This is a genomic window from Planosporangium flavigriseum (genome assembly GCF_011947225.1).
GTDB lineage: Bacteria > Actinomycetota > Actinomycetes > Mycobacteriales > Micromonosporaceae > Planosporangium > Planosporangium flavigriseum.
In genome coordinates this window covers 170,051-183,340 of record NZ_JAATVW010000003.1, presented here as the reverse complement: position 1 = coordinate 183,340, position 13,290 = coordinate 170,051, and the positions used below count along the sequence as shown (strand labels likewise).

Genomic DNA, 13,290 nt, shown 5'->3' with positions numbered 1-13,290 from the left:
ACCACGCACCACCTGGGAGTCGACGAGTGACTGAAGCACACCGTGACCTGGCGCCACCGCCACCGCTGGCAAAGGGGGCGCTGCGCGTAACGCCGCTCGGCGGCCTTGGCGCGATCGGTCGCAACATGACGCTGTTCGAGTACGACGGCAAGCTGCTCATCGTCGACTGCGGGGTGCTCTTCCCCGATGTCGACCAGCCTGGCGTCGACCTGATCCTGCCGGACTACACGTCGATCCTCGACCGGCTCGACGACGTCCAGGCGGTCGTGCTGACCCACGGCCACGAGGACCACATCGGCGCGGTGCCGTACCTGCTCGCGCACAAGCCGGACATCCCGCTGATCGGTTCCCAGTTCACGCTGGCGCTGGTCGAGGCGAAGCTGGCCGAGCGGCGCATGCAGCCGTACTCGTTGACCGTGCGTGAGGGGCAGAGTGAGCGGCTGGGCCCGTTCGAACTGGAGTTCTTCGCCGTCAACCACTCGATCCCGGACGCGCTCGCCGTGGCGATCAAGACCCCGGCCGGCACCGCGCTGCACACCGGCGACTTCAAGATGGACCAGTTGCCGCTCGACGGCCGCCTGACCGACCTGCGCGGCTTCGCCCGGCTGGGCACGGAGGGCGTCGACCTGCTGCTGTCGGACTCCACCGGCGCGGAGATCCCGGGGTTCGTCACGCCTGAGCGCGAGATCGGACCGGTGCTCGACCGGATCTTCGATCAGGCCCGCGGCCGGATCATTGTGGCGTCGTTCGCCTCGCACGTGCACCGGGTGCAGCAGGTGTTCGACGCGGCCGCCGCGCACGGGCGCAAGATCGCCCTCATCGGGCGTTCGATGGTCCGCAACATGGGTATCGCCCGTGACCTCGGCCTCCTGCGCATCGCTCCCGGCCTCATCGTCGGGCTGGACGAGGCGACGACCCTCCCGCACGACGAGATCGTGTTCATGTCGACCGGATCGCAGGGCGAGCCGATGAGCGCCCTGGGTCGGATGGCCAACGGCGACCACCGGCACATCACCATCGAGTCCGGCGACACGATCGTGCTGGCCTCGTCGCTGATCCCCGGCAACGAGACGGCCGTGTACGGCGTCATCAACCAGCTCTCCCGCGCCGGCGCCACCGTCATCCACAAGGACGTCGCGAAGGTACACGTCTCCGGCCACGCGGCCGCCGGCGAACTGCTCTACCTGCTCAACATCCTCAAGCCGCGCAACGTCATGCCCGTACACGGGGAGTGGCGGCACCTGCGGGCACACGCCAGCCTGGCGATCGAGTCCGGCGTGCCCGCCGACCACGTCGTGCTGTGCGAGGACGGCGACGTGGTCGACCTGGTCGACGGCAAGGCGAGCGTCGTCGGGCACGTCAAGTCGGGGTACATCTACGTCGACGGGCTCGCCGTCGGCGACGTGAGCGAGTCGCTGCTGACCGAGCGGCGCATCCTGGGTGACGGCGGTTTCATCGCCGCGACCGTCGTGGTGGACTCGGTCAACGGCAAGGTCGTCGGCGGCCCGACGGTGTCGGCGAAGGGCTTCTCCGGAGACCCCGCCGTCTTCGACGCGGTGCTGCCGATCGTCACGGACGCGCTCGACCGCGCCGCGCAGGAAGGGATCACCGATCCGCACCAGCTTCAGCAGATCGTTCGCCGTACGGTCGGGCGCTGGGTCAACGAGAAGTACCGGCGCCGGCCGATGATCGTTCCCACGGTCGTGGAGGTCTGAGCTCCGCCTGGGGGGCGGCGTGTTCGTTGCCGAACGGGCGCAGCGGTAGGCACAGCCAAGGTCATACGCTGGCGTCATGGCGTACCGGGTCCTGATCGGTGCGGTCATCGGCGTGCACGTCGCGTTCCTGGCGTACGTGGTGCTGGGTGGTTTGCTCGCGATCCGTTGGCCGCGGCTGTTCTGGCCGCATCTCGTGGCGGCCGGATGGGGTCTGTTCGTCAGCACGCTTTCGATGGACTGCCCGCTGACCTGGACGGAGAACTGGGTCCGTCAGCAGGCGGGGGAGCCTATGCTGACGAGGGGCTTCATTGACACGTATATCGAGGGTGTCCTCTATCCCGGGCGGTACACGTGGCTGGTGCACATACTGGTCGCGCTCGTCGTACTCGGCTCCTGGCTGCTGGCGTATCGGCGCCTGCGCTCCCGGCGCGCCTAACCCCATTCCATGGACCGTCACCGTTACGGTGGCAAGGTGCCGAGTCGTACCCCTCAGACGAAGCGCCGCACGAGCACTTCCGCGCGCGGTTCGTCCACCCGTGCCACTGCGGCGAGGTCCACTCGTGGCGCCGCCGGCAGTGGCCGCGCGGCGGCGAGGCAGCGGCCGGCCGCGCCGGTGCGCCGGCCGCCGCAGGGGGGACTGTTCGGCCTGATCATCCGGGCCGTTGCCGGCCTGTGGATGGGCCTGGCGCACGCGATCGGCTGGGTCGCCCGCGGAGTGGGGCGGCAGGCTGCCAGCGCGCGGGAGTTGGAGCCTGAGCATCGTCGCGACGGCGCTGGGCTGGCATTGATCGGTTTGGCGCTGGTGCTCGGCGTCGCTATCTGGGGCAACTCCGGCGGCCCGGTGGGACAGGGGCTGTCCGAGGTCACCCGCATGTTCTTCGGCTCCGTTTCGATCGCGCTTCCGTTCCTGCTGGTCGTCGGCGGGATCCGATTCATGCGTACGCCGGGCGAAGAGGGCAGCCGGGGTCGCCTCATCGTGGGCTGGACCGCGCTGTTCCTGGGCGCGGCAGGCATCTTCCACGTGGCCTTCGGCCGGCCGAGCGCGCCGGAGCAGATGGACAAGGCCGGCGGGCTGCTCGGCAGCCTGAGCGGTGGGCTGCTCGCCGCCGCCGTGAGCCCCTGGGTGGCGGTACCGCTGCTGCTGATGCTGTGCCTGTTCGGGGTGCTCGTGGTCACCGCGACGCCGGTCAACCAGATCCCGCAGCGCCTGCGGCAGATGCGTGACCTCGCGATGGGCATTCCGCCCGCCGACGAGATGATCGACGAGGATTTGGCCGACGAGAACGACGAGAACGACGAGGAGGCCGGAGCGGGGCGCCGGCGGCGCTCGTCGCGCCGGCGTCAGGCCAAGAGCGGCGACCCGCTGCTGGCCGAGGCCGCGCTGGACGCCGCCATGGTGGACGAGTCCAACCGTCAGGCGCTCGACGGCGACGACGACTACGCGGCCTACGAGACCGTGGTCCTGTCCCGGTCGGAGGTGAAGGCCGGCAAGAAGGAGAAGCAGCCGAAGCCGCCGCCGGAGCACTCGCCGCTGCCGACCCGTGCCGAGCAGTTGGCGCTCACCGACGCCGACTACAAGCTGCCGCCGCCCACCCTGCTCGCGAAGGGCGACGCGCCGAAGGCGCGTACCCGCGCCAACGACGAGGTCATCAACGCGCTGCAGGGCGTGTTCGAGCAGTTCAACGTCGATGCCGCGGTGACCGGCTTCACCCGTGGCCCGACGGTCACCCGGTACGAGGTCGAGGTCGGCCCCGGCGTCAAGGTCGAGCGGATCACCCAGCTGACCAAGAACATCGCGTACGCGGTGAAGTCGCCGGACGTGCGGATCATGAGCCCGATCCCGGGCAAGAGCGCGGTCGGTATCGAGATTCCCAACCTCGACCGGGAGAACGTCACGCTCGGCGACGTGCTGCGCTCCCGCGAGGCGGCGTCCGACCACCACCCGCTGCTGGTCGGCCTCGGTAAGGACATCGAGGGCGGGTACGTCGTGGCCAACCTGGCCAAGATGCCGCACATGCTCATCGCGGGCGCGACCGGCGCCGGTAAGTCGTCGTGCATCAACTCGCTGCTGGTGTCGCTGCTGAGTCGGGCCACCCCGGACGAGGTGCGGCTGCTGCTGGTCGACCCCAAGCGGGTCGAGCTCACCGTGTACGAGGGGATCCCGCACCTGGTCACGCCGATCGTGACCAATCCGAAGAAGGCGGCTGACGCCCTCGACTGGGTCGTGCGCGAGATGGACATGCGCTACGACGACCTGGCCGCCAACGGCGTGCGCCACATCGACGACTTCAACCGCAAGGTACGCGCCGGCCAGATCACCGCCCCGCCCGGCAGCGAGCGGGTCATGCGGCCGTACCCGTACCTGATCGTGATCGTCGACGAGCTCGCCGACCTGATGATGGTCGCACCCCGCGACGTCGAAGACTCGATCGTGCGCATCACCCAGCTGGCCCGCGCCGCCGGCATCCACCTGGTGCTGGCGACCCAGCGGCCCAGCGTCGACGTCGTCACCGGCCTGATCAAGGCGAACGTGCCGTCCCGGCTGTCGTTCGCCACCTCCAGCCTTGCCGACTCGCGAGTCATCCTCGACCAGCCCGGCGCGGAGAAGCTGATCGGCCGGGGTGACGGGCTGTTCCTGCCGATGGGCGCCTCCAAGCCGATCCGGGTGCAGGGCGCGTGGGTCGACGAGCGGGAGATCAGCGCGGTCGTCAAGTTCTGTAAGGAGCAGCGGGAGCCGGAGTTCCGCCCGGACGTCACGGCGTCCAAGGAGAGCGAAAAGAAGAAGGTTGACGAGGACATCGGCGACGACCTGGACCTGCTGATGCAGGCGGTCGAGCTGGTCGTCACGTCGCAGTTCGGGTCGACCTCGATGCTGCAGCGCAAGCTGCGGGTCGGCTTCGCGAAGGCCGGCCGGCTGATGGACCTCATGGAGACCCGGGGGGTCGTCGGCCCGTCGGAGGGGTCGAAGGCGCGTGAGGTGCTCGTCAAGCCGGACGAGCTGCCTGACATCCTGGCCAGCCTGCAAGGCGAGGGGGAGTAGCCCGCTGACGGGAGTTCTTGATCATGAGGAGTGGGGTGCGGGCGAATCCGTGCGGCCTCGGTACCCTCGGAGCATGCAAAACACTCCTGCCGGCGACCGTCGGGTAGCCCTGCTCACCCTGGGCTGTGCCCGTAACGAGGTCGACTCGGAGGAGCTGGCCGCGCGGCTGGCCTCCGATGGTTGGCGGGTGAGCACCGATGCGGCCGACGCTGACGTGGTGCTGGTCAACACCTGCGGGTTCGTCGCGTCGGCCAAGCAGGACTCGATCGACACCCTGCTGGCGGCCGCCGACACCGGTGCGAAGGTGGTCGCGACCGGCTGCATGGCCGAGCGGTACGGGCGGGAGCTCGCCAACAGCCTCCCGGAAGCGGACGCCGTGCTCGGGTTCGACCACTACCCGGACATGTCGGCCCGGCTGTCCGAGGTGCTCGACGGCCGCACGATCGAGTCTCACGTGCCCCGCGACCGGCGTACCCTCCTGCCGCTGACCCCGGTCGAGCGGCGTACCGCCGACGTGGTGGTGCCCGGTCACCTGACCGTCGACGAGCACACCCCGGCGCACCTGCGCGGGGTGCTGCGCCGCCGGCTGGACAGCGGCCCGGTCGCCTCGCTGAAGCTCGCCTCCGGCTGTGACCGGCGCTGCGCGTTCTGCGCGATCCCGAGCTTCCGTGGCGCGTTCGTCTCGCGTACGCCGGACGAGATCCTCGCCGAGGCCGAGTGGCTGGCCCGCTCAGGCGTCCGGGAGCTGGTCCTGGTGAGTGAGAACTCGACCTCGTACGGCAAGGATCTGGGCGACCCGAGGCTGCTGGAGAAGCTGCTGCCTCAGCTCGCGGCGGTCGACGGCATCGTGCGCGTACGCGCCTCGTACCTCCAGCCGGCCGAGACGCGCCCCGGCCTGGTCGAGGTGATCGCCACCACGCCCGGCGTCGCACCCTACTTCGACCTGTCGTTCCAGCACGCCAGCGAGCCGGTGCTGCGCCGGATGCGCCGGTTCGGCTCGACCGAGCGTTTCCTGGACCTGCTCGCGTCCGCTCGGGCGCTCGATTCGGAGGTCGGCGCCCGGTCCAACTTCATCGTGGGCTTCCCCGGCGAGACCCGCGCCGACGTCGACGAGCTGGTGCGCTTCCTGGAGGCGGCGCGGCTGGATGCGGTCGGCGTCTTCGCCTACAGCGACGAGGACGGCACCGAGGCGGCGACCTTGCCCGGTAAGGTCCGGTCCGACACGATCCGGCGTCGGTACCAGAAGGTCACCGACCTGGTCGAGCAGCTGTGCGCGCAGCGGGCCGAGGACCGGGTTGGCTCGACCGTCGAAGTGCTGGTCGACTCGATCGAGGGGGACGAGATCGAGGGCCGGGCGGCGCACCAGGCGCCGGAGGTGGACGGCTCCACGACGCTGGTCGACGGCGGCCTGGACCTCGCGACGCTGCGCCCCGGCGATCTCGTCGCCGCCCGGGTCACCGGCAGTTCCGGGGTTGACCTCGTGGCCGTACCGGAGAAGGTGTTGTCGCCGGCGGCGCGCCGTGACGGCTGAGCCGTCAGCGCCGGCCCGTCGGGTGCCACTGCTCAACCTGGCGAACGCCCTGACCGGTTTGCGGCTCCTGCTGGTGCCGGTCTTCCTGTTCTGCGTCGTCGCGTCCGATATGACCCGGCCGGGCTGGCGGGTGGCCGCCTGCGTGACGTTCAGCGTGGCGTCGCTGACGGACTTCGTCGACGGCTGGATCGCGCGTACCTGGGACATGGTGACCTCGTTCGGCAAGGTCGCCGACCCGATCGCCGACAAGGCACTCACCGGTACGGCGCTGGTGCTGCTGTCCGCGTACGACCGGCTGAGCTGGTGGGTCACCGGCATCATCCTGGTACGCGAGATCGGGGTGACGGCCCTGCGCTTCTGGGTGATCCGTCGTGGTGTGATCCCGGCCAGCCGGGGCGGCAAGCTCAAGACGGCGCTGCAGATCCTGGCCATCGCGCTGTACCTGCTGCCCCTGTCCGGGGCGGCGGCGCGGGTGGGCGTGTGGGTGATGTGGCTCGCGGTCGTGGTCACCGTGGCGACCGGCGTGGACTACGTGCTCCGTGCCCTGCGGTTGCGGCGCGAGGGCGGCGGGCCGGGTGGCCTGGGCGAGTCCGGCGACCAGATGGAGGAGCAGGTCCGATGACCGAATTGGCCGTCCCGGTGCTGCGGGCGCTGCGGGAGCGACGGCAGACCTTGGCGGTGGCGGAGTCGCTGACCGGCGGTCTGCTGGCCGCGACGATCGTGGACGTGGCGGGAGCCAGCGCCGTCTTCCGGGGCGGCCTGGTGGTGTACGCGACGGACCTTAAGCGCGCCTTGGCGGGCGTGCCGGCCGATCTGCTGGCCGAGCGCGGGCCGGTCGATCCGGACGTGGTGCTGGCGATGGCAGACGGCGCGCGGCGGTCCTGCGGGGCGGACTGGGGCCTGGCGACCACCGGGGTGGCGGGTCCGGATCCGCAGGCCGGCGTACCGGTCGGCACGATCTACCTGGCCTGCCGCGGACCTGACGGCGGAGAGGTGCGGGGGATGACGCTCGATGGCGACCGTAGTCGGATCCGGGCGGGTGCCGTGGCGGCGGCCCTCGAGTTGCTCGCCGATACCCTGGGCGCTGGATGATCTTGCTCTTCGTTTCGGTGATGGAGGGTGTCATTGCGTCACAAAGCGGGTACGGTTGCATGACTGGCCCGTCCCAAATTCTTGGGTCTTCGATGAAGGGGGTGCGATGGTCCTGCTCCGTCGAGTGATCGGCGATGCGCTCCGAGCGCGGCGCCAGTCACAGCAGCGCACCCTCCGGGAAGTGTCGACCGTAGCCAACGTCAGCCTCGGCTACCTCTCCGAGATCGAACGCGGCCAGAAGGAAGCCTCGAGCGAGCTGCTTTCCTCGATCTGCGACGCCCTGGGCGCCCAGCTCTCCGAGGTGCTGCGCGAGGTCAGCGACACCATGGCGCTGGCCGAACAGATGGAGGGCCTGGTTCCAGCCGCCCAGTCCGCTGCCGGGAGCCCCGCGACCGCGGCGCGCGTACCGAAGGTCACCGGCGGCAAGGTGTCGGTGGCGGTGCGCCACGACGGTCCGCTCAAGACCACCCTGCGCGCGACCCGTGCGGGTCGGCAGCAGTCCGACCGCGACATCGTCTGCGTGGGCTGATCTTAGGTTTTTCGCCCGTACCTGCCACACTGAGGGTCCTTTGCGGCCGGCGTGAGCCGGCCAGGTTCCCTCGGAGGCACTGGTGGTGCTCGACACCTCGGCGCGGCGACGCAACCCCCTGCCGCTGATCATCGCGGTCGTGGTCGGCCTGGTCGCGATCATCGGGATTTACCTGGTACTCAAGCCCTCCGGTAAGGGCGACGGCGGTGGTTCCACCGCGGCCCGGTCGGGCTGTGTCGCGCTCACCGTCGCCGCCTCCAGCGAGAAGTCCGCCCTGATGGGCGAGCTGGCGGGGCGGTACAACTCCAGCGGCCGGACGTTCGGCGGCAAGTGCGCCGACGTGCGGATCGTGAGCAAGGCGTCGGGCGCCGCGATGGAGGCCCTCGCGGCAGGCTGGGACGCGGCGCGGGACGGCGGTCCCGTGCCCCAGGTGTGGAGCCCGGCCGCCTCGTCGTGGATCTCCTTGCTGCGCCAGCGCGCCGCCAGTACGGACAAGGGCACCCTCGTCAGCGACGCCAAGCCGGCGTCCATCGCCCAGTCGCCCCTGGTCCTGGCGATGCCCAAGCCGATGGCCGAGGCGCTCGGCTGGCCCGCCAAACAGCTGGGCTGGTCGGACGTGCTCGGACTCACCAACGACCCGAAGGGCTGGGGCGCCGTCGGCCACCCCGAGTGGGGCGGCTTCCGGCTCGGCAAGACCAACCCGCACTTCTCCACCTCGGGCCTCAACGCCACCGTCGGGGCGTACTTCGCCGCGACCGGCCGCTCGGGGGACCTCACCGAGACCGACCTGGCCGACCCGAAGGTCGGAGACTTCGTCCGGGGCGTGGAGGGCGGCGTCGTCCACTACGGCGACACGACGCTGACGTTCCTGACCAACCTCGCCGCCGCGGACGCGCGCGGCCAGGGGATGAACTACATCAGCGCGGTGGCGGTCGAGGAGAAGTCGGTCTACGACTACAACCAGGGCAACCCGACCGGCGACCCCAAGCTCGCCGGCAAGGGACAAAAGCCTCGGGTACCGCTGGTCGCGGTCTACCCGAAGGAAGGCACCCTGGTCTCGGACAACCCGTACGTCGTGCTCGCCACCGCCAGCGACGAGCAGAAGGCCGCCGCCGAGGATTTCCTGACGTACCTGCAGTCGCCCGAGCAGCAGAAGCGGCTGACCGACGCGGCGTTCCGAAGCTTCGACGGCACGCCGGGCAGCGTGCTGTCGCAGGCCAATGGGCTCCTGCCGGCGCAGAAGTTCGGGGTGCTCGACCCACCGGCCTCCGCGGTGATGGCGAAAGCCCTGGGCGCCTGGGACGCGCAGCGCAAGCGGGCCCGCGTCCTGCTGGTCCTCGACGTATCGGGCTCCATGGGCGACCTGACGTCCAACGGCAGGTCGAAGCTCGAGGTGGCCAAGCAGGCGGCGCTGCGGTCGGTCGGTCTGTTTGCCCCGGACGACGAGGTCGGGCTCTGGACCTTCTCGACGGAGCAGCGCGGGGCGACCACCCCGTACACCGAGCAGGTGCCGGTCGGCACCGTGTCCGCCAACGCCGGTCGGATCCAGGCCGTCATCAACGGGATGCACGCCGAGGGTGGCACCGCGCTGTACGCGACGACCCGAGCCGCGCAGCAGAAGTTGCTGGCCAGCGCCGCACCCGACCGCATCAACGCGGTCGTCCTGCTGACCGACGGGAAGAACGAGTACCCCAAGGACTCGGACCTCGACGGCCTGCTGCGGGATCTGGACGCCTCGAACCTGGAGAACTCGGTACGGGTCTTCACGATCGCGTACGGTGACAAGGCCGACCTGGACACGCTCAAGCGCATCTCGCTGTCGTCGCGGGCGGCGGCGTACGACGCGCGCGACGCGGTCAGCATCGACAGCGTCCTCGTCAACGTGATCAGCAATTTCTGACGGGGCGGCCGCGTGGGTGTGAGGCAACATCTGACCGAGCCGTGGGGGATCGTCGCCGCGGGGCTGATGGGCGGGCTGGGCGTAGCCGTCACGGGCGCACTAGCCGGATTTCCGGTCGGCGTACCCGTCGGTCTCGGCATCGCGGGGGTGGTCTACGCGGTACGGGTGGGGCTCGGGGCGATCACCGACCATGCCGCCGCCGCACCGGCCGCCGCGGCCGACCTCGACCCGCGGCTGCCCGCGCCCACGCGCGGCGGCGACGCCGAGCGGTGGCTGCGCCGGGCGGAGGGGGCCGTGGGCACGCTGCGCCAGCAGACCGAGTCGCCGCGGGACCCGGTACTGCGTGATCAGATCAGCGACGTCGACGACCAGGCGGCCGGGGTACTGGCTGACCTGAGGCGGTTCGCCGGACAGGTCACGCTGCTGGAGCAGACCCTGGCGAACATACCGGTGGACCGGCTGCGCACCGAGCGCGGCTCGATCGAGCGTGGCCTGCGCGGACTGGCGGCGGGGACGCTGCGCGAGGAGCGCGAGCGGGCGCTGCACGCCGTCGTCGACCAGCTGGACGTGGCCGGGAGGCTCGGCGAGGCGCGCGAGACGCTGCTGGCGCGGATGCAATCGGCTGTACTCGGTCTGGAGGGTCTGGTGACCCGGCTGGCCGAGCTGCTCGCGCTCCACGCCACGACCGGTGGCGGGTCGCTGACGTCAACCCGGGTGGCCGAGTTGACCAGCGATCTGGAGGGCATGCGGGCCGGGCTCGCCGAGGCGGAGCGGGTGTCCAGGGAAGGCTTTTCTAGATCTTGGAAGATTTGACTTCACATTTGGCGTCAAAATCGTTCAAGGTTCACAAAATTCGCATGGAGCTCCACTGGAGCGGCGGGTGACGCTATGGCGTTCGCCTGCAACGATGGAGACACGTTCGTTTGACGTTGCCGGCGCCGCGTCGCACCACGGCGAGACGTAGCCGCAGAGAGGAACCATGAGACATGGCGAATCCGTTCGCTAAGGGTTGGCGGTACCTGATGGCGCTGTTCGGCGCCAAGATCGACGAGTATGCCGACCCGAAGGTGCAGATCCAGCAGGCGATCGAGGACGACCAGCGGCGGCACCAGTCACTCGTCCAGCAGGCCGCTGCCGTCATCGGCAACCAGCGTCAGCTCGAGATGAAGCTGTCGCGGCAGATGGCCGAGGTCGAGAAGCTGCAGGGGTCGGCTCGCCAGGCGCTGGTGCTGGCCGACAAGGCGCGCGCGTCGGGTGACGCGCAGGAGGCGGCGCGCTACGAGAGCACGGCGCAGACCTTCGCGACCCAGCTTGTCGCCGGCGAGCAGTCGATGGAGGACCTGAAGACGCTCCACGACCAGGCGCTCAACGCCGCCGCCCAGGCGCGCCAGGCGGTCGACAACAGCGCGATGGCACTGCAGCAGAAGCTCGCCGAGCGCACCAGGCTGCTCAGCCAGCTTGAACAGGCCAAGATGCAGGAGTCCGTGGCCCGGTCGCTGGAGTCGATGGGCTCGCTCGCCGCCCCCGGCAACACCCCCTCGCTGGAAGAGGTGCGCGAGAAGATCGAGCGGCGCTACGCCAACGCGACGGGCCGCGCCGAGCTCGCTTCGAACTCGGTCGAGGGGCGCATGCTCGAGGTACAGAAAGCGTCCCTGGACATGGCGGGCGCGTCCCGGCTGGACCAGATCCGCGCCAGCATGGCCGGTGAGCAGCTTGCCGGGGCGCCGCAGCCGAAGGCGGTGGAGGGCACGCCCAACGACGCCAGCGTGTCCCGACTGGACGAGATCCGGGCCAGCATGACCAAGGACAAGCAGACCGGCGACGCCGCTTCGGCAGGCTGAGCCTTGCGGCGGTAAGGAGGTCGGCGTGGGAAAACGCACGGCAGGGGATCCCCGGACGGCGCATCTTCGGCGGCTGCACCGCCTGCGCCGCTCCGCGCGCGGCTGGACCGTCCGGGCCGGGCTCTTCACCGGCGCGGCCGCCGTGCTCCTGCCGTACCACGGGCTGGGGCTTCCGGACGCGTGCTGGGCGGCCGCCGCCGGTGGCTCGATGGCCCTGGCCGGCCTGCGCTGGGCGGAGGCGCGCGCGTTCGCGGCGCTGCCCGTCCCACCCGCACCAGACCCGGCGCTGGCCGCCGAACGTACCCGGCGGGGGTTGGAGACCCTGGTACGGGCGTTGCCCGGCGGGGAAGGCGCCCTCGGGGAACTGCGGCGGACCCGCGACCGGGTACGGCTGCGGGGCAGTGCCGTGGCCTCCGCGTGGCAACGGCTCGACCGCGCCGCCCTGGCCCTGTCGGGGTTGGCGGGCCGGCTGGGCGGTCCGGCGCAGCCGGCGGTGCTGGAGGCGGCGGTGGCCGAGCGTACGCTCCGCGACCTGGCCGAGCGGGCGGCCAGCGTCGAGCGGGCGGTCCGCATGAGCCCTGACGAGGCGCTGGCGCAGGCCCACGCCGAGCTGGTGGCCCAGCTCGAAGACGGCGTCGCGGCGTACGAGCAGTTGGTCGCGGCCGCCGCGGGCTACGTCGCCGAGGACGGCCGGCCGGCCGCCGAGAACGCGGCCGTCAGCCGGCTGCGGGAGGCGAGCGACCTGCTGCGGGGGATCGCAGCCGGGCTGTCCGAGCTGCGGGCGGTGCGCTAGTCCCGGGCACCGGTCGGGCGGGTGCCACCGTCGGGCGCGGGGCCGGGCTGGCACCGGGGGCACCAGTACGTGATCCGGTCGTAGTCGCCGAGGTTCGCGCGGCGGATCGTGGTGCCACAACGCCGGCACGGTGCTCCGGCCCGGTCGAATACCCACTGCTTCTCGCGCGGGCGCAGCGAGCCCGTGGTCGCCTGGTCCCAGCGGCCGAGATTCGACGCCATCAGCCGTTGCGCCAGCTCCACGAGCCCGTCCAGGTCGTCCACGCCCGCTACCGGGGTCCACGGCGACAGGCCGCGCAGGAAAAGCACCTCTGCCTTGTACAAATTGCCGATACCGGCCAGGTTCCGCTGGTCGAGCAGCGCGTCGGCGATCGTACGGTCGGGTCGGGACGCGAGGCGCCGGGTCGCCTCGGCGGGATCCCAGTCCGGGCCGAGCAGGTCGGGGCCCAGGTGGCCGACCAGCCGATGCTCGTCGGCGGTCGGTACGAGCGCCAGTTCGTGCAGGTGGAAGCCGACGGCGACGCCGGCTGGCGTGTACAGGGCCACCCGGACCTGGTGCGCCGGGCGGCGCCACCGTTCGCCGGGGGCGTACACCCGCCAGGCGCCGTCCATGCGCAGGTGCGAGTGCAGGGTGTACCGCTCGTCAGCCGGCGTCGCCAACCGCAGCAGCAGGTGTTTGCCCCGGCACGCCGACTCGACCACGGTCCAGCCGCTGACGTTCGCCCCGGCCAGCCGAGGCACCCGGAAGTCGCCGCGCTGGATCTGCTGCCCGGTCAGGGCTCGGCCGACCACCTGCGCGGTGTTCCATACGGTGTCACCCTCGGGCACAGCCCTCGACTCTACGATCAGT

Annotated in this window: 12 protein-coding genes; 11 read left to right on the top strand and 1 reads right to left on the bottom strand. The window is 70.9% G+C overall.

The features are described 5' to 3' along the window. The first annotated feature begins 26 nt into the window (after nucleotides 1–26). The 11 genes from HC028_RS05920 (at nucleotide 27) to pspM (ending at nucleotide 12,441) form a co-directional block, all read left to right on the top strand. Entirely contained in the window at nucleotides 27–1,715 is a 1,689-nt protein-coding gene (locus tag HC028_RS05920; RefSeq protein ID WP_168073725.1) for a ribonuclease J, read from the top strand. A 76-nt stretch (nucleotides 1,716–1,791) separates the two neighbouring features. After that, the gene (locus tag HC028_RS05915; protein ID WP_168073723.1) at nucleotides 1,792–2,151 is read left to right on the top strand and encodes a DUF2784 domain-containing protein; all 360 of its coding nucleotides are present in this window, start codon (nucleotides 1,792–1,794) and stop codon (nucleotides 2,149–2,151) included. 36 nt (nucleotides 2,152–2,187) lie between these two features. Further along, the gene (locus HC028_RS05910) at nucleotides 2,188–4,755 is read left to right on the top strand and encodes an FtsK/SpoIIIE family DNA translocase (RefSeq protein ID WP_373313862.1); all 2,568 of its coding nucleotides are present in this window, start codon (nucleotides 2,188–2,190) and stop codon (nucleotides 4,753–4,755) included. A 73-nt stretch (nucleotides 4,756–4,828) separates the two neighbouring features. After that, nucleotides 4,829–6,286 carry a 30S ribosomal protein S12 methylthiotransferase RimO gene (gene rimO / locus HC028_RS05905; RefSeq protein WP_168073719.1) on the top strand — a complete coding sequence of 486 codons (1,458 nt, stop codon included), beginning with the start codon at nucleotides 4,829–4,831 and terminating at the stop codon, nucleotides 6,284–6,286. Further along, nucleotides 6,276–6,908 carry a CDP-diacylglycerol--glycerol-3-phosphate 3-phosphatidyltransferase gene (gene pgsA, locus HC028_RS05900; protein WP_168073717.1) on the top strand — a complete coding sequence of 211 codons (633 nt, stop codon included), beginning with the start codon at nucleotides 6,276–6,278 and terminating at the stop codon, nucleotides 6,906–6,908. The genes rimO and pgsA overlap by 11 nt, the downstream gene beginning before the upstream one ends. Further along, nucleotides 6,905–7,378, top strand: a complete 474-nt coding sequence (locus tag HC028_RS05895; protein WP_168073715.1) for a CinA family protein — start codon at nucleotides 6,905–6,907, stop codon at nucleotides 7,376–7,378. The genes pgsA and HC028_RS05895 overlap by 4 nt, the downstream gene beginning before the upstream one ends. 106 nt (nucleotides 7,379–7,484) lie before the next feature. Further along, entirely contained in the window at nucleotides 7,485–7,907 is a 423-nt protein-coding gene (locus tag HC028_RS05890; RefSeq protein ID WP_168073713.1) for a helix-turn-helix domain-containing protein, read from the top strand. Nucleotides 7,908–7,989: 82 nt separating this feature from the next. Beyond that, nucleotides 7,990–9,807 (top strand): substrate-binding and VWA domain-containing protein, encoded by a 1,818-nt coding sequence (locus HC028_RS05885; RefSeq protein ID WP_203981194.1) that lies wholly within the window; start codon nucleotides 7,990–7,992, stop codon nucleotides 9,805–9,807. Nucleotides 9,808–9,825: 18 nt separating this feature from the next. Continuing rightward, entirely contained in the window at nucleotides 9,826–10,620 is a 795-nt protein-coding gene (locus HC028_RS05880; protein ID WP_168073711.1) for a hypothetical protein, read from the top strand. Nucleotides 10,621–10,793: 173 nt separating this feature from the next. Further along, nucleotides 10,794–11,648 carry a PspA/IM30 family protein gene (locus HC028_RS05875; protein WP_168073709.1) on the top strand — a complete coding sequence of 285 codons (855 nt, stop codon included), beginning with the start codon at nucleotides 10,794–10,796 and terminating at the stop codon, nucleotides 11,646–11,648. A 25-nt stretch (nucleotides 11,649–11,673) separates the two neighbouring features. Continuing rightward, nucleotides 11,674–12,441 (top strand): phage shock envelope stress response protein PspM, encoded by a 768-nt coding sequence (gene pspM, locus HC028_RS05870; protein ID WP_168073708.1) that lies wholly within the window; start codon nucleotides 11,674–11,676, stop codon nucleotides 12,439–12,441. Here the strand turns inward: pspM and HC028_RS05865 are convergent. After that, on the bottom strand, nucleotides 12,438–13,268 hold the full coding sequence (locus HC028_RS05865; protein ID WP_168074205.1) for an Fpg/Nei family DNA glycosylase: 831 nt from the start codon (nucleotides 13,266–13,268) through the stop codon (nucleotides 12,438–12,440). The two genes, pspM and HC028_RS05865, sit on opposite strands and share 4 nt — an antisense overlap. Nucleotides 13,269–13,290 lie beyond the last annotated feature (22 nt).